The 18,356-nt window shown below is 63.5% G+C and carries 22 protein-coding genes and 1 pseudogene; 13 read left to right on the top strand and 10 right to left on the bottom strand.

Annotated features, from left to right (window positions below):
* Positions 1-201: 201 nt before the first annotated feature.
* Together A3840_RS07925 and A3840_RS07920 are read left to right on the top strand one after the other, a co-directional pair.
* Positions 202-1,014, top strand: a complete 813-nt coding sequence (locus tag A3840_RS07925; RefSeq protein WP_067454458.1) for a hypothetical protein — start codon at positions 202-204, stop codon at positions 1,012-1,014.
* A complete protein-coding gene (locus tag A3840_RS07920; RefSeq protein ID WP_067454455.1) occupies positions 1,011-1,454 on the top strand; it encodes a VOC family protein in 444 nt (147 codons plus the stop codon). The genes A3840_RS07925 and A3840_RS07920 overlap by 4 nt, the downstream gene beginning before the upstream one ends.
* A gap of 65 nt (positions 1,455-1,519) precedes the next feature.
* On the opposite strand, the gene A3840_RS07915 is transcribed toward A3840_RS07920, so the two are convergent.
* Positions 1,520-2,713 (bottom strand): multidrug effflux MFS transporter, encoded by a 1,194-nt coding sequence (locus A3840_RS07915; protein WP_067454505.1) that lies wholly within the window; start codon positions 2,711-2,713, stop codon positions 1,520-1,522.
* 302 nt (positions 2,714-3,015) lie between these two features.
* The gene (gene melA, locus A3840_RS07910; protein WP_067454500.1) at positions 3,016-4,383 is read right to left on the bottom strand and encodes an alpha-glucosidase/alpha-galactosidase; all 1,368 of its coding nucleotides are present in this window, start codon (positions 4,381-4,383) and stop codon (positions 3,016-3,018) included.
* A 227-nt stretch (positions 4,384-4,610) separates the two neighbouring features.
* On the opposite strand from melA, the gene A3840_RS07905 reads away from it, so the two are divergent.
* Positions 4,611-5,060 (top strand): hypothetical protein, encoded by a 450-nt coding sequence (locus A3840_RS07905; RefSeq protein WP_067454454.1) that lies wholly within the window; start codon positions 4,611-4,613, stop codon positions 5,058-5,060.
* A 28-nt stretch (positions 5,061-5,088) separates the two neighbouring features.
* On the opposite strand, the gene ychF is transcribed toward A3840_RS07905, so the two are convergent.
* Positions 5,089-6,186, bottom strand: coding sequence for a redox-regulated ATPase YchF (ychF, locus tag A3840_RS07900; protein ID WP_067454497.1), 1,098 nt, complete (start codon positions 6,184-6,186; stop codon positions 5,089-5,091).
* 239 nt (positions 6,187-6,425) lie between these two features.
* Here ychF and A3840_RS07895 point away from each other — a divergent pair.
* The 4 genes and pseudogenes from A3840_RS07895 to A3840_RS07880 all read left to right on the top strand — a co-directional run.
* A pseudogene (locus tag A3840_RS07895) lies at positions 6,426-6,614 on the top strand (helix-turn-helix domain-containing protein); the annotation flags it as partial.
* Positions 6,615-6,730: 116 nt separating this feature from the next.
* A complete protein-coding gene (locus A3840_RS07890) occupies positions 6,731-7,210 on the top strand; it encodes a MaoC family dehydratase (RefSeq protein WP_067454448.1) in 480 nt (159 codons plus the stop codon).
* On the top strand, positions 7,207-7,764 hold the full coding sequence (locus A3840_RS07885; protein WP_067454444.1) for a MaoC family dehydratase: 558 nt from the start codon (positions 7,207-7,209) through the stop codon (positions 7,762-7,764). Before A3840_RS07890 ends, A3840_RS07885 begins: the two co-directional genes overlap by 4 nt.
* 31 nt (positions 7,765-7,795) lie before the next feature.
* Positions 7,796-8,140: a hypothetical protein gene (locus A3840_RS07880; RefSeq protein ID WP_067454441.1), complete on the top strand. Its 345-nt coding sequence runs from the start codon at positions 7,796-7,798 to the stop codon at positions 8,138-8,140.
* Between the two features lie 260 nt (positions 8,141-8,400).
* Here the strand turns inward: A3840_RS07880 and A3840_RS07875 are convergent, their stop codons facing one another.
* Positions 8,401-8,886, bottom strand: coding sequence for a hypothetical protein (locus A3840_RS07875; protein WP_067454439.1), 486 nt, complete (start codon positions 8,884-8,886; stop codon positions 8,401-8,403).
* A gap of 171 nt (positions 8,887-9,057) precedes the next feature.
* Between A3840_RS07875 and A3840_RS07870 the strand changes: the two genes are divergently transcribed.
* Positions 9,058-10,077: a TerC family protein gene (locus A3840_RS07870; protein WP_067454436.1), complete on the top strand. Its 1,020-nt coding sequence runs from the start codon at positions 9,058-9,060 to the stop codon at positions 10,075-10,077.
* 341 nt (positions 10,078-10,418) lie between these two features.
* Entirely contained in the window at positions 10,419-10,595 is a 177-nt protein-coding gene (locus A3840_RS19665; RefSeq protein ID WP_165603145.1) for a hypothetical protein, read from the top strand.
* A gap of 56 nt (positions 10,596-10,651) precedes the next feature.
* Here the strand turns inward: A3840_RS19665 and A3840_RS07865 are convergent, their stop codons facing one another.
* Positions 10,652-11,257 (bottom strand): TetR/AcrR family transcriptional regulator, encoded by a 606-nt coding sequence (locus A3840_RS07865; RefSeq protein WP_067454433.1) that lies wholly within the window; start codon positions 11,255-11,257, stop codon positions 10,652-10,654.
* Between the two features lie 123 nt (positions 11,258-11,380).
* On the opposite strand from A3840_RS07865, the gene A3840_RS07860 reads away from it, so the two are divergent.
* The 3 genes from A3840_RS07860 to A3840_RS07850 all read left to right on the top strand — a co-directional run bounded on the left by A3840_RS07860 (position 11,381) and on the right by A3840_RS07850 (position 13,581).
* Positions 11,381-12,595, top strand: a complete 1,215-nt coding sequence (locus tag A3840_RS07860; protein WP_067454430.1) for an MFS transporter — start codon at positions 11,381-11,383, stop codon at positions 12,593-12,595.
* 114 nt (positions 12,596-12,709) lie between these two features.
* Positions 12,710-13,102 (top strand): VOC family protein, encoded by a 393-nt coding sequence (locus tag A3840_RS07855; protein ID WP_067454427.1) that lies wholly within the window; start codon positions 12,710-12,712, stop codon positions 13,100-13,102.
* An 80-nt stretch (positions 13,103-13,182) separates the two neighbouring features.
* The gene (locus A3840_RS07850) at positions 13,183-13,581 is read left to right on the top strand and encodes a GFA family protein (RefSeq protein WP_067454424.1); all 399 of its coding nucleotides are present in this window, start codon (positions 13,183-13,185) and stop codon (positions 13,579-13,581) included.
* A gap of 370 nt (positions 13,582-13,951) precedes the next feature.
* On the opposite strand, the gene A3840_RS07845 is transcribed toward A3840_RS07850, so the two are convergent.
* From A3840_RS07845 to petA, 5 genes are all read right to left on the bottom strand, one after another.
* Positions 13,952-14,485 (bottom strand): adenine phosphoribosyltransferase, encoded by a 534-nt coding sequence (locus tag A3840_RS07845; protein ID WP_067454422.1) that lies wholly within the window; start codon positions 14,483-14,485, stop codon positions 13,952-13,954.
* A gap of 25 nt (positions 14,486-14,510) precedes the next feature.
* Positions 14,511-14,705, bottom strand: coding sequence for a hypothetical protein (locus A3840_RS07840; protein WP_067454419.1), 195 nt, complete (start codon positions 14,703-14,705; stop codon positions 14,511-14,513).
* Between the two features lie 276 nt (positions 14,706-14,981).
* Positions 14,982-15,839, bottom strand: coding sequence for a cytochrome c1 (locus A3840_RS07835; protein ID WP_165603144.1), 858 nt, complete (start codon positions 15,837-15,839; stop codon positions 14,982-14,984).
* Positions 15,840-15,853: 14 nt separating this feature from the next.
* Positions 15,854-17,104: a cytochrome b gene (locus tag A3840_RS07830; protein WP_067454416.1), complete on the bottom strand. Its 1,251-nt coding sequence runs from the start codon at positions 17,102-17,104 to the stop codon at positions 15,854-15,856.
* Between the two features lie 14 nt (positions 17,105-17,118).
* Positions 17,119-17,646, bottom strand: a complete 528-nt coding sequence (petA, locus tag A3840_RS07825) for a ubiquinol-cytochrome c reductase iron-sulfur subunit (RefSeq protein WP_067454413.1) — start codon at positions 17,644-17,646, stop codon at positions 17,119-17,121.
* 234 nt (positions 17,647-17,880) lie between these two features.
* Here petA and A3840_RS19280 point away from each other — a divergent pair, with 234 nt between their 5' ends.
* A complete protein-coding gene (locus A3840_RS19280; protein ID WP_067454488.1) occupies positions 17,881-18,345 on the top strand; it encodes a tRNA (cytidine(34)-2'-O)-methyltransferase in 465 nt (154 codons plus the stop codon).
* Positions 18,346-18,356: the final 11 nt, after the last annotated feature.

Below are 18,356 nucleotides of genomic sequence, written 5' to 3'. Positions count from 1 at the left end.
CGCCCGACCCTGCGTGGGGGCCGCGTGACGGCGGGGATGGACGGAGCATAAAGGCGGGCACAGGGGGCGGGGATAAGTTTTTTGCGAGATGCGGAAGGGGTAAGGCCGGCAAGCGGCCTCATCACGGCTGTCAACCGGCATGGACCAGTTGCGACAGGCACGCCGTCTGTTCTATTCTAAGGTGCTGGCCAGGAGAATCAAATGCCCAGCAATCTTCCTCAAGCTCATGCCACCGTCCTGGAGCGCGTCCGCAATGCGGTGGCGTCCGACACGCGATTCAGCGCGCTTCTGATCGGTGGCTCATATATTCATGGCGGCCTGGACGAACATTCGGACCTGGATTTCGTCATCATCGTCAATGACGAAAGCTATGCCGACGTCATGGCGACGCGACTGGCTTTCGCCAGCGCCTTGCCCGATTTTATCACCGCCTTTACCGGCGAGCATGTCGGGGAACCGCGCCTGCTGATCTGCCTTTATGGTCCGCCGCTTCTGCACGTCGATCTGAAATTCGTCCTTATGTCCGATCTCGATCACCAGATCGAACGGCGCGCAGTCCTGTTTGCCAGGGACCGGGCGGAGATCGAAGCCCGTATCCAGGCCGGAGATGTCGCATGGCCCAACCTGCCCTCGGAATGGTTCGAGGCGCGGGCCTGGATCTGGCTGCATTATGCGGCCACCAAGCTTGCTCGCGGCGAACTCTACGAAGCGATCGGCATGCTCGGCTTCTTCCGCGAACAGGTTCTGGGGCCGCTATTCTATCGCCGCGCCGGCAAGAACCAGCGGGGCGTCAGGCGACTGGAGGCCCTTCGCCTGGACGAGCACGGAAAACTGGCCGCAACCATGGCCCAGCACGATGCCTCGTCCGTCAGGAAGGCCATCGAGGCCTGTATCGATATCTATCTGGACCTGCGCTCCGACGATCCCCTGTTGCAGCCAACCAAAGCGATGCCCGGACTGCTCCACGACCTTATCCGGCACGCAGCCGCCCAAAGCCGCGTCGATCCCCAATGACGCTGCACGAGACAATTGCACACCGCCGATTGTCCCTCGTATCGCTGCTGGTGCGCGATTACGACGAGGCGATCGCCTTCTACGTCGGCAAGCTCGGCTTCGCGCTCAGGGAGGACACGAGATTGTCGAACGAGAAGCGCTGGGTCGTCGTCGGCCCGGAAGGCAGCCAGGCATCGCTGCTTCTTGCCAAGGCCGTCGGGGAGGAACAGACCGCCGCCATTGGACGACAGGCCGGCGGCCGGGTCTTCCTCTTCCTCGAAACGGACGATTTCGTCCGCGACCATGCCCGCTACCTGGCCGCGGGCGTGGCGTTCCGCGAGCAGCCAAGACAGGAGCCCTACGGGACGGTTGCCGTATTCGAGGACCTGTACGGCAACCCTTGGGACCTGATCGATCCGGCCAGGTCCAGCGGCTCCAGATCCCGGATGCAAGCGGAATGACAGCCTGCCATGCCGAAACCGTCGGTCAGAAGGCGAGCCCATTGCAGAAGGCACGGCACATTCTCCTATGTCCTGGCGAGCCTCCCATTTTCGAGATGGCGCGCAGCTAGGGCTGCACCCAGGGCGGCAATCGCTGAGGTCAGCATCACCATGAGCAGGCCAGGCCGCGCGTTGCCTTCCGTCAAAACGGCGCCTGCGATTGCGGCCATGATGGACGCGCCGGCGACGGTGATCGCGCCGGCGAGGCCTGCGGCGCTTCCCGTCTGCCCCGGGCGAACCGAAATTGCCGCTGCGTTGGCGCTGGGCTGCGTCAACCCGTTCGACAATCCGACGAAAAGGCATGGCCCGAACACCGCCACGACATGCTCGACGCCGGCAAAGTGCAAGGCAATACCGAGCAAGAGACCGGCACAGGCGACGCCCCTTCCCGCAATCAGCAGGGTGGCTTCCGGAAAATTGCCGGCGAGCCTCCCGGCCAGAAAACTGCCGAGCATGAAGCCGCCGGTAATGGAGCCCATATAGAGACCGAGAACCGCGGGCGAAAGACCAAAGGCCGAGGCGGTCAGCGGAGCACCCGCCAGGAAGGCATAGAAGGCGCCAACCGAAAAGGCCATGCACAAGCAATAGGCCAGGAACCGGCCGGAGCCCAGCAGTTCGGGATAGGCCTTGTACTGCTCCCGCATGGTCTTCGACCGCGCCGTGTTCGTTTCGCGCAGATCGGTCCAACACAAGGCGAGAACCGCCGCCCCCAGGAGCGCCAGAACAGAGAAGGTCGCCCTCCAGCCGAATAGCTGATCGATCAGACCGCCCAAGGTGGGGCCGAGCATGGGTGCAATAGCCCATGCCATGGCGATATAGCCGAACTTGCCTGCGGCCTGTTCCCGGCTGGTCGAGTTACGGACCGCAGCCAGCGACACGCCATAGGTTGGAGCGATGACGGCCTGCGCCATGCGGCAGGCCAGAAAGGTCCATGCATCCTGCGCCACGGCGCACCCTATGGTCGCCGCGATGAATATCGCCAGCGCCCCAAGGATCACGGGCCGGCGGCCAAACCGGTCCGAAAGCGGGCCCACAATTAGCTGAAGGCATGCCGACACAATTGCATAGGCCGCCAGCGAAAGCCCCATCAGTCCATAATCGACGCCAAATTCGTCGGCCATTTGGGGCAGGGACGGAAGGAAGACGTTGATCGGCAGGATCGCGAGTGCCGACAGAAGGATCAACGTGGAGAGGCGAGGAGATGCGGATGACCCGGGCATGATCAAAGCCAATTCATGTGTGGAGGACGAGGCAATAAAAAAGCCCCTATGAGGGGCTCATTTCTCCGCGCATGGGTGCTTTCGCCCGGCAGCTATTCTGCCATGCCCATGCGCGCACCTACTACGATCATGCCGTTTTCCATCATCATGGGCCGATTGTTACGGCGTGCCGGACTGTCCGTCAACTCGACGCCTTTGCGGCGGCAAGCGGATGATCGCCCCAAAAGCTGCTCCCACCCCGCCAAGGCAAAAAACCACCCGGCCGCCGCCGGGTGGTTTCTGTGTCGGCAAGGGCGTGGGTCTTAGGCCACCTGCGCCGTTTGCGTGCCACGCGCCCATTCCGGCAGCATGGCGCCATGAGCGGCGATGAGGTCGTCCACCAGGCTCCAGATCTGGTCCAGGTCCAGCTCGGCCGCCGTATGCGGGTCCATCATGGCGGCGTGGTAGATATGCTCGCGCTTTTCCTCGACCAGGGCCCGCACGGTGAGTTCCTGCACATTGATATTGGTGCGCATCAGCGCGGTGAGCTGGGGCGGCAAGTCACCGATATAGGTGGGTTGCAGGCCATTGTCGTCGACCAGGCACGGCACTTCCACCGCCGCCGCGTCGGGCAGGCTGGTGATGACGCCATTGTTGCGCAGGTTGCCGTAGATCACCGAAGGCTCGCCGGTCCAGACCGAATTGACGATGGAGCTGGCATATTCCCTGGACGCCTTGACCTCGATGCGGTCGGCATTGCGATATTCCTCGCTGGTGCGCTTCCAGGAGGCGATCTGCTCGATGCAGCGCTTGGGATATTCGTCCAGCGGAATGCCGTATTTCTCGATCAGGTCCTCGCGGCCCTCCTTGATGAAATAGGGCGTATATTCGGCGAAATGCTCGGAGCTTTCGGTGACGAAATAGCCCAGCCGCGTCATCATCTCGTAGCGCACCTTGTTGGGGCAGCGCGGGTTCCAGCCCGGCTTGGGCGCGCGGCCTTCGCGATAGGCGCGGTGCAGCTCGGGATAGAGATCGCGATAGGAGCCGTCCGGCTGGCGCTGTTCGAAATTGAGGAAGAAGGCCATGTGGTTGATGCCGGCCGAGCGGTAGCGGATATCCTCGTAGGCAATGCCCAGATCGTTGGCCAGTTCATGGGCCGTGCCCTGCACCGAATGGCAGAGACCGACCTGCCGGATGGTCGGATATTTCTCGGCAATGGCCCAGGTATTGATGGCCATGGGATTGACATATTGCAGCATGATCGCCCGGGGGGCGACCTCCAGCATGTCCTCGCAGATGCTCCACAGATGCGGCACGGTGCGCAGGCCGCGCATGATGCCGCCCACGCCCAGCGTATCGGCGATGGTCTGGCGCAGATTGTACTTTTTCGGCACGTCGAAATCGATCACGGTCGAGGGCTCGTAGCCGCCGATCTGGAAGCAGACGACGACGAAATCGGTGCCGTCCAGCGCCTGGCGCTGGTTGTCGAAGGTTTTCACCGTTGCGGCAACGCCCAGGGTGGAAATCAGCTTGCCGGCAATGACGGCGCTTTCTTCCAGCCGCGTCGGATTGATGTCCATCAGGCGGATTTCCGCGCCGGCCAGGGCCGGGCGTTGCAGGATGTCGCCGACAATGTTCTTCATGAACACCGACGAGCCCGCGCCGATGAAGGTGATCTTGGGGTTTGCCATGAAATGCTCCGAACAGGGCCTTGCGGCCAGCGGCTCCTCCAGCCGCATTGGCCCTATGCTTAGCGCCTGGCCCCGGTGAAGCAATCCGAATTACTCGGCCATTTTTCCGGATTTCTAAGATATGTTGACCGGGAAAGCGGCGGCGCCGGATGCGGGGGAACACGCAGAACTCGAACAATTCATACGCAATGGCCCGGGCAACGGGCTTTTCCGCCGCTTAACCACAAATGTCCAGGCTGGCATGGCAATCCATTGGTGCCGCCATGCGGGAAAATTACCGACAGGTCGCCGACACAGCCGAGGTTCTCCCCGATTCGGCGCTCATCCGCATGTGGCGGGAGGGCGGGCATATCCGCGCCGCCCTGCGTGTCGGCCGGGACGAGGAGACATCAGTCACCGATCCCGACCTGGCGCTGTTCCGGGCCAGCCTGGCGCTGACCCAATGCGACCTGCGCGGCCTGTTCGTCTGGCTGGAGGACGAGGCGATCTGGCAGGACGAATGGGGCATTTTGCATGCGCCCATGGAGATGGCCGAACCCCAAGTAGACCTCATCCTGAGCCCGTCGAAGGGCGAGGTCGTGGCACTCAGCTTTCGGCGTGCCCCGACCTCGTGGTTCGACAGGCTCACCATGAGGTCTTCGAGGCGAATATGGGTGGAGGAACAGCCCTCGGAGTAAGCCCGAGAACAGCTTCGGAGGTGCCCCCCTAAACGTTGAACTTGAACAGCATCACGTCGCCGTCCTTGACGACGTAGTCCTTGCCTTCGTCGCGGGCCTTGCCGGCTTCCTTGGCGCCCTGCTCGCCGCCCAGGGCGACGAAATCGTCATAGCCGATGGTCTGGGCGCGGATGAAGCCGCGCTCGAAATCGGTATGGATGACGCCGGCCGCCTGTGGGGCCTTGTCGCCCTTGTGGATGGTCCAGGCGCGGGTTTCCTTGGGGCCGACGGTAAAATAGGTCTGCAGGTTCAGAAGATCGTAGGCGGCGCGGATCAGCCGGTTGAGGCCCGGTTGCTCGAGCCCGAGCGAATCCAGATATTCGGCCTGTTCGGCATCGGAGAGCTGGGCGAGCTGGCTCTCGATTTCCGCCGAAATGACCACCACGCCGGCATCGTTGGTTTTGGCATAGTCCTCGACCAGCCGGCTCAGCGCATTGCCGGTGGCCGCCGAGCCCTCGTCGACATTGCAGACATAGAGCGCCGGCTTGCTGGTCAGCAATTGCAGCTCGCGGAAGGCCTTTTCCTCCTCGGGATCGCGCTTGACGAAGCGCGCCGACTTGCCCTCGCGCAGCACCGCCAGGGCGCGGTCGATCAGCTCCAGCGTCGCCTTGGCTTCCTTGTCATTGCCCTTGGCCTTCTTCTCGACGCCCGGACGGCGCTTTTCCAGGCTTTCCAGGTCCGCCAGCATCAATTCGGTTTCCACCACGTCGGCATCGGCCAGCGGATCGACCTTGTTGGAAACGTGGATGACGTTGGAATCCTCGAAGCACCGCAGCACATAGGCAATGGCGTCGGTCTCGCGGATATTGGCCAGGAACTGGTTGCCCAGGCCCTCGCCCTGGCTGGCGCCCTTCACCAGGCCGGCAATATCCACAAAACTCATGCGGGCAGGCAGCACATTGACCGACTTGCCGATGGCCGCCAGCTTTTCCAGCCGCGGATCGGGCACCGACACCTCGCCCACATTGGGCTCGATGGTGCAGAACGGGAAATTGGCGGCCTGCGCGGCGGCAGTGCGGGTCAATGCGTTGAAAAGCGTCGACTTGCCGACATTCGGCAGGCCGACAATGCCCATCTTGAAGCCCATGGGTGTCTCCGGGAAATGCTTGGGCTCCAATTGGGTCGGATCGGCGCCGATGTCAATGTTTGCCGCCCGCCCGGCGCGCCCGCTCCCCGGCAATCGCCACCGGCCGCCGGCACATCGTTAATAGTGCATTAACCATTGGGGACCACCCTTATGGCATTGGTTTGGGAAAATACGGAGTGGACCAAGGATAGAAAGCGATCGACATGAATCACTTCAAGCCGGACCTGAATGCTGCTGAAGCCCTGGTGGGTCTGCCGGTGGCGGAAGTGGAACGGGGCCTGATCCTGGCAACGCTGCGACAGACCGAAGGAAACCGCACGCATGCCGCTCATCTCCTGGGAATTTCCATCAGGACGATGCGGAACAAGCTCAGGGAATATGCCGAAAGCGGCCTAGATATTCCCGCAAATACGCCTCACGAGGCCTAAAAAGAAAGCCCGCCCCCCGGCGGGCTCCTTTTTTGTCGGGCCCCGGCTGCGACAAACCCGCCCTTGCCCTCTCCCGACCTGCATGCGAAAAGCCAGTTGACGCATAGGGCAAGCGAATGACCAATCCCGTCACCAAAGATCGGCGCCATTTCGAGGATCTTTCGCCCGGCGAAGTCATCGACCTGGGCAAGACCCAGGTCAGCCGCGAGATGATCACCACCTTTGCCGGCGAATTCGACCCCCTCCCCTTCCATCTCGACGAAGACGCCGCCAAGGCGAGCCTGCTGGGCGGGCTGGCATCCAGCGGCTGGCAGACCGGCGCGCTCAGCCTGCGCATGCTGGTGGATAATTTCCTGTCCAAGATCGCGTCCTGCGGCGGCCTCGGCTTCCGCAATCTCAAATGGAAGAACCCGGTCATGGTGGGCGACATTATCGGCGGCACGGTGACCATTGCCGAGCTCCGCCGTTCGTCCAGCCATCCGCAATGGGGCATCGTTACCCTCGATTTCGACATGCGCAACCAGCACGGCAAGCCGGTGCTGACCATGCGGCTGGCCAATCTGGTGGAATGCCGCGACCCGGGAGCCCCGGCATGACCCGCTGGTTCGAGGACATCGTCATCGACGAACCCTTTCCCCTGGGCAGCCACACTTTCAGCGCCGAGGAAATCATCCGCTTCGGCCGGGCCTATGATCCGCAATATTTCCACACCGATCCGGACCTGGCCAAACACAGCCATTTCGGCGGCCTGATCGCCTCGGGCTGGCACACGGTGAGCGTGGGGCATCGCAAGATGGTCGATGCGCTCTTCGCCGAGGAAGAGCGCCTGCGCGGCCTCGGCCAGGAGCCGGGCGTTTCGGGCCCCTCCCCCGGCGTCAATTCCATGGACTTCAAGGCCCCGGTGCGCCCCGGCGATACGGTGACCTACCAATTGGTGGTGACCGACAAGCGCCGTTCCAATTCCATTCCCGGCTGGGGCCTACTGTTCAACCGGCTCACCGCCACCAACCAGCATGGCGACCTGGTCTACGAGGCCGACCTGGTCGGCTTTTCCAAGCTGCGCGATTATCGCATGCCCTGGCGGCTGACACTGTTGCTCGCCCTCACCAGAGTGCCTGTTCTCGGGAAACTGATCCGGCGCGGCTCTTGAAACCGCTCCGGCGCATCGGCACTCTGCCTGCATGCGCCGATTCGCCCTTGCCCTCGCCCTCACCGCCCTTTCCGCAGCCCCTGCCCTGGCCCAGGTCTATCAGGGTAATTGGAGCTGCCGCGACGCCAGTACCGAGCGCGTCGGCATCCTCACCCTCTATGGCCAGGCCTATGGCTGGGCCGCCCGCGCCGCCGGCGATCCCAATTCGGGCTCGGGCACGCTGACCCCCTACCAGGACGGCGTCGGCCTCAATGACGGCAATCTGCGGGCCAAGGGCAATGTCCAGGCCGTCCGCGTGGTGAACGACCCGACCCACGGCGTGGCCCTGCAAATGGAAACGCCCGAAGCCATCGTCATGCTCTGCACGCCGCGATAGCCTGAATCGACATTCAAGATTTGCCAAGTGGATCGAGAGCCCCGATCCAGTCCCCTCCCCCTTGAGGGGAGGGTTAGGGTGGGGGTTCTGAACCATCAAGCGCTTATACCCCCGTTGAGTCGGCGGACAGTCCAGCACCCCCACCCCGGCCCTCCCCTCAAGGGGGAGGGTGCAGATCGGGGCTCACCAAATTCGGTGGAACACTGAATGTCGATTGGCCCTGGCCGGTTTCATATCTGCCGCCTCGCGGTTCCGGACGCTCAGCGCATCATTTCCGGGAGATGTTCGGCAATCTCGGCGGCGTCGAACACGGCCAGCGCCTCGCGCGCCTTGGCGGCATAAGATTCGGAAACCCCAAAACCCTCACCCGGCAGATGGAGCCGCCCCTCGCAGAAGACGAAGATGTCCGTCTCCTGCCGGATCGTGGACGCCCCGGAGACATAGATGGGCGCCGAATAGCTGAACTCTGTCGTGGTAATGGCATAGGCATCGGGCGCGACCACCACCAGCCGGGACGCCGATCGCCCCATCTCGCCGTAATCGACACGAACCATTTCGACCGAGCCGGCTTCGTCCGGCCAGATTTGCCATTCCCCGCCCTCGGTCGAGCCGATTTCAGTGACGTCAATAGAAACGCCGGGTTCGGTTCCCGGCGGCGCATCGAGGCGCACGAACAGCGCCTCGTTACAGGCCAGAACAGGCGAGGCCGTCAGGGCCAGCAGGGTTGAAGCAGCCAACAGGTTCATGGCTGCACGTTACGTCTCCAAAGGCCGACCGCGCAATGCCGCGGCAGCGGGGGGTTGAAACTTTCCGGCAATTCGCGCATTTTCATGGGGCAGTGCCGGGCCCCTCTGGTCATAGCCCCTTGCTATGGCGATGTCGGAACTGCTCCAACTTTTCATGGAGAAGGTCCGGCGATGGAATCGCTTGTTGCCGCCCTATCGGGCGATTTTCTGGGTACACCCGTCTATTTCTGGATCGCGTTCATTTCGATCGTGATCGGCCTGCTTGTCTTCGACCTTGGCATCCTGCATCGGGATGAGCATGAGATCGAAGCCAAGGAGAGCCTGCTGCTCTATGGCATGTATGTCTGTATTGCCCTGGCCTTCGGCGCCTGGGTCTGGTTCCAGCGCGGCGCACAGGCGGGCCTGGAATTCTATACCGGCTACCTGATCGAGCAATCGCTGGCGATGGACAACATGTTCGTCATCGCCACCATATTCGGCTTCCTCGGCATTCCCCGGCTCTACCAGCACCGCGTGCTGTTCTGGGGTATTCTCGGCGTGATCCTGTTCCGCGCCGTGCTGATCGGCGTGGGCGCCGCCCTGGTCAACAATTTCAACTGGGTCCTGTTCTTCTTCGGCGCCTTCCTGGTGTTCACCGGCATCCGCATGTTCAGCCATTCCGACGATGAGCCGAACATGGACGACAACAAGATCCTGAAATTCCTGCGCAAGCGCTTCCGCATCACCAATACGCTGCGCGGCCGCAATTTCACCGTCCGCGAGCCCGATCCCAAGACCGGCAAGGTCGTCCTGTGGCTGACCCCGCTGGCCGTGGCCCTGATCATGGTCGAGATCGTCGACCTGATCTTCGCCGTCGACTCGGTGCCGGCCGTCTTCGCGGTGACGCAGGACACCTTCATCGTCTACACCTCCAATATCTTCGCCATTCTCGGCCTGCGGGCGCTCTATTTCGCGCTGGCCGCGGCGATGAACCGCTTCCGCTACCTGCAGATCTCGCTGGCGATCATCCTGGTGCTCATCGGCATCAAGATCTTCCTCGTGCCGCTGCATATCCACATCGACACCCTGCTCTCGCTGGTGGTGACCATCTCGATCCTGGCCGGTGGCGTGCTGTACTCGCTGTGGAAGACCCGCAACGAGCCCAATATCAGCGCCGAAGAGGACCCCAAGACGGGCCAATTGGAGCCCTAAGCGGCATCTGCGAGCGCAATTCGGAAAGGGCCGGCGGTTGACGCCGGCCCTTTTGCCTGTCTATGGTCCGCCCATATCTATGGAGGTTCGCACCGAAATGAACTGAGAACTCGCCCCGGACGCCCGACCTTTTGCCGTTCCGCGCCTTGCGCGTGACCGGCTTATATCGGCTGCGCAGTTCGGCGAGATCGACAGATCAGGTGCCTATCCGGCTTGAGCCGGCGACCTCGTTTCCTGCCCATCCCCGGCGTCCTCCCAAAACCGCTTCACCGCGCGGCTTTCCGCGCCTGTTTCATTGCAGCCAGCCCGCAGCCCCCTGCCGGGCGGGAAGGATTTTCCTCATGCCCAAGAACCAGTTCCAGCGTCCGCTGCCCATCCGCCACAACGGCAATGTGCCGCGCCACGGCAAGCCATTGCCGCCAAGCAGGATCGAAACCCCGCATGCGGCCCAGCCCCGGCGGGAAAAGGACGCGCTGCCGCCGCTCCAGACCCTGCTCGCCCGCAGCAAAAGTCCCTGACACCAACGGCCCCGGCTTCGGCCGGGGCCGGCAAGGGCCGTCGCCGATGGCGGCGGCTAGTCCCGTCCGGATTGCGCGCGCCGCAAGCCTTCGACAAGGCGGCGATATCCGGCGCAGGCGCGTTCGACAGCTTGCGGGGGATCTTCGGAATTGGCGATCCATGTCGCGCAATAGCTCGATGCCCCGGCCAGCATGCGCGCCGTCGCCTCGGTATCCATGTCCACGACGAGGCCTTGCGCAAGTAACCGGTCGAGGCCTTCCCTGATGGCGGTGATACAGCCATTCGTGGTCGGCCAGCTGGCCGGGTCGCCCAATATTGCCGGGCCGTCCCGCAGGACGATCCGACTGATCTCCGGCTCCAGCGCCATTTCGATATAGCCGATCCCGTCCTGTATGAACGCTTCCCAGGCATCCGGCGCCTTGGCCGCCCGCTCCTTCAGGCGGACCGTCATTTCGGCATCGATCTGCGAGACAACGGCTTCGAACAGGCCCTTCTTGTCCCCGAAATGGTGGTAGAGCGCGCCGCGCGTCAGGCCGGCCTTGGCGGTGAAATCGTCCATCGATGCCTGCGCATAGCCGATCTCGGCAAAGGCCTTGCGCCCCGCCGCCAGCAATTTCGCCCGCGTCTCGGCGATCATCTCGCTTCTGGTCTTGCCTGCCATGACACCTCACTGACATACGCTTCGTATGTGAATTGACATACGAAGCGTATGTGTCTACGCATTCGCATACGCCGCGTATGAACTCAGATAGGTCGCGGTGCTGTAAATGTCGAGGATTTTGACATGCCCAACCCCTATTCCGAGATTTTTCGCGCCAAAGGCGCCAAGGGCTTCGCGGCCGCCGGCTTCCTGGCCCGCATGCCCATGGCCATGGCGCCTATCGGCATCGTCGCCATGCTCTCGCAGGCCCATGGCGAATATTGGCTGGCCGGCGCGGTATCGGCCACCTATGCGCTGGCCAATGCGCTGATCGCCCCGCAAATCTCCCGTGTCGTGGACCGCGTGGGGCAAAGCGCAGTGCTGCTGCCCACCACGCTGGTTTCGGTCATCGCCTTTTCCCTGCTCATCCTCTCGGTCAACCAGGACTGGCCGGTCTGGACCCTCTATGCGACGGCGCTGGCCGCCGCCATCATGCCCAGCTATCCGGCCATGATCCGGGCCCGCTGGAGCGCGCTGTTCCGCAACCGCCCCGAGCTCAATACCGCGTTCGCCTTCGAATCGGCGGCGGACGAACTGGTCTATATCGCCGGCGCCTCGCTTTCGGTCGGGCTCAGCGTGTCGCTGTTTCCCGAAGCCGGCATGATGGCGAGCACGGCCGCCCTGGCCATCGGCAGCCTCGCCTTCATCGCCCAGCGCTCCACCGAGCCAGCGCGCGGCCCGGCCATGCCGATTTCGAACGGCTCGGCCATAAGGCAGCGCCCGGTGCAGATCATCACCCTGGCCCTGGTCTTTGTCGGCATGATCTTCGCCACCGCCGAAGTCAGCGCCGTGGCCATCACCGAATCGCTCGGCGAACCGGGCGCGGCCGGCATGGTCATCGGCGTCTATGCGGCGGGCTCCTTCGTGGTCGGGCTCATCGTCGGCGCGATGAACATCGCCATGCCGCTCCACCGGCAATTGGCCATAGCCATCGGCACGGTCGCCGTCACGGCCATCCCCCTGCTCTTCGTCACCACCATTCCGCTCCTCGCCTTCGCGATCTTTGTCAGCGGCGTGGCGATCTCGCCCACCTTCATCACCGCCTTCGGACTCATCGAGCGGCGGGTGGCCGCCGCCATGCTGACCGAAGGGATCACCTGGGTAATGACCGGGATCGGCATCGGCATGGCCTTCGGCGCCTTCACCGCCGGCTGGGTGGTGGACACCTATGGCGCCCATAACGGCTTCTGGGTCTCGGTCATTGCCGGCTTTCTCGCCCTGGGCACCGTGCTGGCCGGCCAGGCGCAATTGGGTGGCAAGCCCGCTTGCCCCGTCGCCGCACCCTGCCCGGCCGCCTGAAACCGCGCCCTTCAGGCCCATAAAAGGGGGCCGGCACCGCGTCCGGCCCCTTGCACCTTTCTTGCCGCAATTTCCCGTTAACCAAATCGCAGAACGACATGAGGAGATCGGCAGATGGGTGCCATCCACGAAATCGTCTTCGACTGCGAGGAACCGAAAATCCTGGCCCAGTTCTGGGCCGAACTGCTGGAAGGCTATGCCGTCCGGCAGCCGGACATGACCAGCGCGGCCCTGAGCCAGGCCCTGGGTATCGACCCGAGCGAGCCGACCACCCTGATGGTCGATGGGCCCGGCCCCTCGCTCTGCTTCCAGAATGTCGACGGCCAGCGCCCCGACAATAATCGGGTGCATTTCGACGTGGAGGTGGCCGACCGCGCCGCCGAGGTCGAAAAGCTCAAGCAGGCCGGCGCCAGCGTCGACCGCGTCCTGCCCACTTATACAGTGATGCGCGATCCCGAAGGCAACCAGTTCTGCCTGGTGGACCGCCGCGAAGCCATGGCGGCCTGACCGGCGCCATTTGACCCGTGCTGACATGAGCTGTCAGCGCGCAATGGCAAGGGTGGTGCAAGCCAATCGGAGTTTGCCCCATGACCCTCACCGCCACCTGCCATTGCGGCGCCACCCGCATCGCCCTGCCCGAGCATCCGAGCGCGGCCAAATCCTGCAATTGCAGCTATTGCGCCCGCACCGGCGCCGTCTGGGCCTATTACCAGCCGGGCCAATTGCAATTCCTCTCGCAGGACGCCGATGCGGTCTATTCGCCCAGCGGCATGAACAACCATCATTTCTGCAGCAAATGCGGCATGCAGACCTGGGGCGATTCACCCGATTGGGCCTCGATGTACAATGCCGACGGCACGCCCAAGGATGGCAATCCCAATGCCATGCCGGTCGACCGCGTCTATGCGGTCAACCTCAACCTGGTCGACGATCTCGACTGGTCCAAGGTCACGGTCGAGCAAATGGACGGGCGGAACAATTGGTAGCAGGCGGGCCGCGATGATGGATACCCGCCCCTAAGATGCAATACCAGTAGACCTGAGCCCGTCGAAGGAGGCAGTGTTCACTTTGGACGCTCGTACTCCTGCTGACCTATCGGCTCTTGGTCACCCTCCCCCTTGAGGGGAGGGCAAGCAGAGCTTTGGTCCGCAGGACCTTAGCGACGCTCGGGTGGGGGTGCTGCGGCTTCAGGAAAACGGCGCCTTCGCGGCTGCCTCCGACACCCCCTCCCCAGCTCTGCTAGGCTCCAAGGAGCCAAGCTGCGCTACCCTCCCCTCAAGGGGGAGGGTGGGAAGGAGCCGAGGTCTCTGCGCACTATAAAGCGTCCAAAGTAAACACTGCCGTCGAAGGGCGCCCCTAATGCCCCTCGAAGGCCATCAATGAAGTGACCCGGACACCTTCGGCTTCCAGTTTGGCGGCGCCGCCGATATCGGGCAGGTCGATGACGAAGGCGGCATTGTCGCACAGCGCGCCGGTGCGCCGCAGCAGCCCCGCGGCAGCGATCGCGGTGCCGCCCGTGGCGATCAGGTCGTCGACCAGCAGCACCTTGTGCCCGGGCCCGACCACGTCGGCATGGATTTCGATCGTATCCACGCCATATTCCAGCGCGTAATTCTGCCCGATGGTCTCCCCGGGCAGCTTGCCCTTCTTGCGGATCGGCACGAAGCCGGTGCCCAGCGCGATGGCCACGCCCGCCCCGAAGATGAAGCCGCGCGCCTCGATGCCCGCCACATGGGTGATGCCCTGCCCGCGATAGGCGGCGGCGATCCGCTCGACGCTGTCCCTGAACCCTTCGGGATGCTCGATCAGCGTGGTGATGTCCCGGAACAGAATGCCCTTTTTGGGATAGTCCGGGATCGTGCGGACGAGCGACTTCAGGTCGAGCGACATCGATGGCCTTGAGATGCGTGAAGGATCAGGATTTGTTGCGGCCGAGCAGATGCCGGGCCAGGACGCCGGCATTATAGGCGGCGTTGCGTGTGGTGGTGATCGCGGTCTCGCGCGCCTTGGGATTGTTGACCACGGCCTGCACGCCCGCCCGCACCGCCGGATGGCGGCTGACGGCAAGAGCAGTGCTGACCACGGTAACGGCCAGGCGAATAGCGGACATCGCATTCCCTCCAACACCGGAATGAGGCGAATATCGTGGCAACGGCGCCGCTTGGCAAGGGCTTCACGCCATTGCGCGGCACCCATTTCGCTGCAAACGAAAGAGGCCCCGAAGGGCCTCTTGAATTTACCGGGGCTCAGTGCATGCCCTGCGAGCATAGCTCTTCGGGCCTGACCTCAACCGGAGGCTCGGTGCATGCCCTGCGAGCATAGCTCTTCGGGCCTGACCTCCTAAAATCGCCCCACTGGGGCGATTTTGCCGCGAAGCGGCCGGAGGTCAGTGCTCGATACCGGCCCAGAGCTTGCGCTTGGTGGCGTACATCATGCCGGCGAACAGCACCAGGAACAGCAGGACCACGAAACCGGTCTGCTTGCGGCTCACCAGGTGCGGCTCGGCCATCCACATCATGAAGGCCGAAACGTCGGTCGAATATTGCTCCAGCGTCTCGGGCACCGTCACGCCGTCTTCGCCGGGCGTATAGGTGATCTGACCGTCCGCCAGCGGCGGGGCCATGCCGATGGCGTGGCCGGGGAAATAATCGTTGTAGTACTGGCCGGGGCTGAGCTGGAAACCTTCCGGCGCCGTCTCGGGCACATCCTCGTGGTAGCCGGTGAGCAGCGCGTGGATATAGTCCGGGCCGCCTTCCTGATAACCGGTGAAGTAGTTGAACATCCAGGTCGGGAACGGATCGGCGACGCCGCGGGCCTTGGCCAGCACCGAGAAGTCCGGCGGCAGGGCGCCGCCATTGGCATCGCGTGCTTCCTGATCATTGGCGAAGGGCGAGGGCCAGCGGTCGGCCGCAACGGCCGGGCGCATGCCGCCTTCGGCCGTGGGATCGGCCACGTCATATTCGGCCGCCAGCGCCTTGACCTGCTCTTCGGAGAAGCGCGGGCCACCGGGTTCGCTGAGGTTGCGGAAGGCCATGAGGCGCGCGCCGTGGCAGCTGGCGCAGACTTCGCGGAACACCTGGAAGCCGCGTTGCAGCTGGTTCTGGTCATAGGTGCCGAAAATACCGGCAAAGCTCCAATTGACCCGTTCCGGATGCGCACCCGCTTCGGCGGCCTGGGCCGAACCGGCGGCGGACAGGCCCATGATGGCGGCCAGGGCGGCGACGATGATCTTGTTCTTGAACATGATTGTCACCCCGATCACGCGTGAGCCTTGCCGAGAACGCTCTCGGAGATGGATGTCGGCAGCGGCTTGGGCGTTTCGATCCGCGACAAGACCGGCAGCACCACCAGGAAGTAGATGAAGTAGTAAGCGGTGCAGACCTTGGCGAGCGTGGTGTAGATGCCCTCGGCCGGCTGCGCACCCAGATACATCAGGCCGATGAAGTTGAGCACGAACAATGCGTAGAACCACTTGAACAGCGGGCGGAACGTGCCCGAACGGACCTTGGACGTATCGAGCCACGGCACGATCAGCAGCATGACCATCGCGCCGCCCATGGCGATCACGCCGCCGAGCTTGGAGTCGATGAACAGCACGTTGAAGTCGATGGCGCGCAGGATCGTGTAGAAGGGCAGGAGATACCATTCGGGCACGATATGGGCCGGCGTCACCTGGCTGTTGGCCATGATGTAATTGTCCGGGTGACCCAGGATGTCCGGCGCGAAGAACACGAACCAGGCGAACGGGATCATGAACAGCACCATCCCGAACAGGTCCTTCATCGTATAATACGGATGGAAGGGAACGGTATCGCGGCTGTCCTTCACCTCGACGCCGACCGGGTTGTTATTGCCCGGCACGTGCAGCGCCCAGATATGGAGCACCACCACGGCGGCGATGATGAACGGCAGGAGGTAATGCAGGGAGAAGAAGCGGTTGAGCGTCGGATTGTCGACGGCGAAGCCGCCCAGCACCAGCTGCTTGATGTTCTCGCCGACCAGCGGAATGGCCGAGAAGATGTTCGAGATCACCGTGGCGCCCCAGAAGGACATCTGGCCCCAGGGCAGGATGTAGCCCATGAAGGCGGTGGCGGTGGTGAGCAGGAAGATGACGACGCCCAGGATCCAGAGGATTTCGCGGGGGGCCTTGTAGGAGCCGTAGAACAGGCCGCGGAACATATGGATATAGAGAGCCACGAAGAACATCGAGGCGCCCACCGCGTGGGTGGCCTGGATGATGCGGCCGCCATTGACGTCGCGGCGGATATGCTCGACCGAGTCGAAGGCCATGGCCACGTTCGGCGTGTAATGCATGGCCAGGATGATGCCGGTGACGATCTGCACGCCCAGGCACATGACCAGGATGGCGCCGAAGGTCCACCAGTAATTGAGGTTCTTCGGCGTGGGGAAGTCCATCAGGTGCTCTTTGGCGAAGCGGACGACCGGCAGGCGGTCATCGAGCCACTTCTCGACGGCATTTCCCGGGGTATAGGTAGAATGTTCGGACATCGGAAAAGCCCCCACTAACCGATCTGGACCAGCGTATCGCTGATGAATTCATAAGGCGGCACGACCAGGTTCAGTGGCGCGGGACCGCGACGGATACGGCCGGCCGTGTCGTAGTGCGAGCCGTGGCACGGGCAGAACCAGCCATCGAAATCGCCGGATTCGCCGACCGGGACGCAGCCCAGATGCGTGCAATTGGCGATCATGATCAGCCATTGCTCGTGGCCCGGCTTGGTGCGCTGCTCGTCGGTCTCGGGATCCTTGAGCTCGCTCAGCGGGACCGCCTTAGCTTCCTCGATCTCGGCCGCCGTGCGGTGCCGCACGAAAACCGGCAGGCCGCGCCAGGTAATGGTCACCGACTGCCCTTCGGGAATGGCGCCCACATTGAACTCGATGGTCGCCAGGGCCAGGGTCGAGGCGTCCGGATTGAGCTGGTTGATCAAGGGCCAGACCACGGCTGCGGCGCCAACGGCGCCGACGGCGCCCGTGGCGACATAGAGAAAGTCCCGCCGGTTCGTGGATGAGTGTTCTGCTTGCGTGGCCAAGGTCCGTATCCCCGTACGATGCACAAATGACGGGGCCGGCTCCGGCGTGCTCGTCCGCATATGCAGAATCGATCCGCCGGCCGCCCTCAAGCGGCCCGTCAGGTAGCGTCCTTTTTGCACTGTCATCCGAACTTGTCCAGTGCGCGCACCGTGACAGTGCGCAAGTGCGACACTATACCCAAGCCGGGCCCGGATTCCGGGCGCTTCATCTGGTGCGGAGCAAGCATATTGGCCATCGACCTCGCCCTCTACCAGCCCGACATCGCCGCCAATACCGGCACGTTGCTGCGGCTGGGCGCCTGCATGGGGGTTCCGGTTCATGTCATCCACCCGGCCGGATTCGCCATCAGCCAGCGCAATCTGGCCCGTTCGGGCATGGATTATCTGGATCGCGCGGCCCTGGTGGAGCATGCCAGCTTCGCCGCGTTTCGCGCCTGGCAGCAGCAGGAAGGCCGGCGGCTGGTCCTGTTGACCACCAAGGCCTCGGGCTCGGCCTATGCCGCCACCTACGCGCCCGGCGACGTGCTGTTGCTCGGCCGCGAAAGCGCCGGCGTGCCCGATGACGTGGCCGACCTGGCCGATCTGCGCGTGCGCATTCCGATGCGCCCCGGTTTGCGCTCGATCAATGTCGCGCTGGCCGGCGCCATGGTACTCGGAGAAGCCATGAGACAGATTGGCGACTTTACACAGCTTTCTTGAAGGTCCATTCC

This window comes from Devosia elaeis (genome assembly GCF_001650025.1).
Lineage (GTDB): Bacteria > Pseudomonadota > Alphaproteobacteria > Rhizobiales > Devosiaceae > Devosia > Devosia elaeis.
This window is presented reverse-complemented; position numbering and strand designations above follow the sequence as displayed.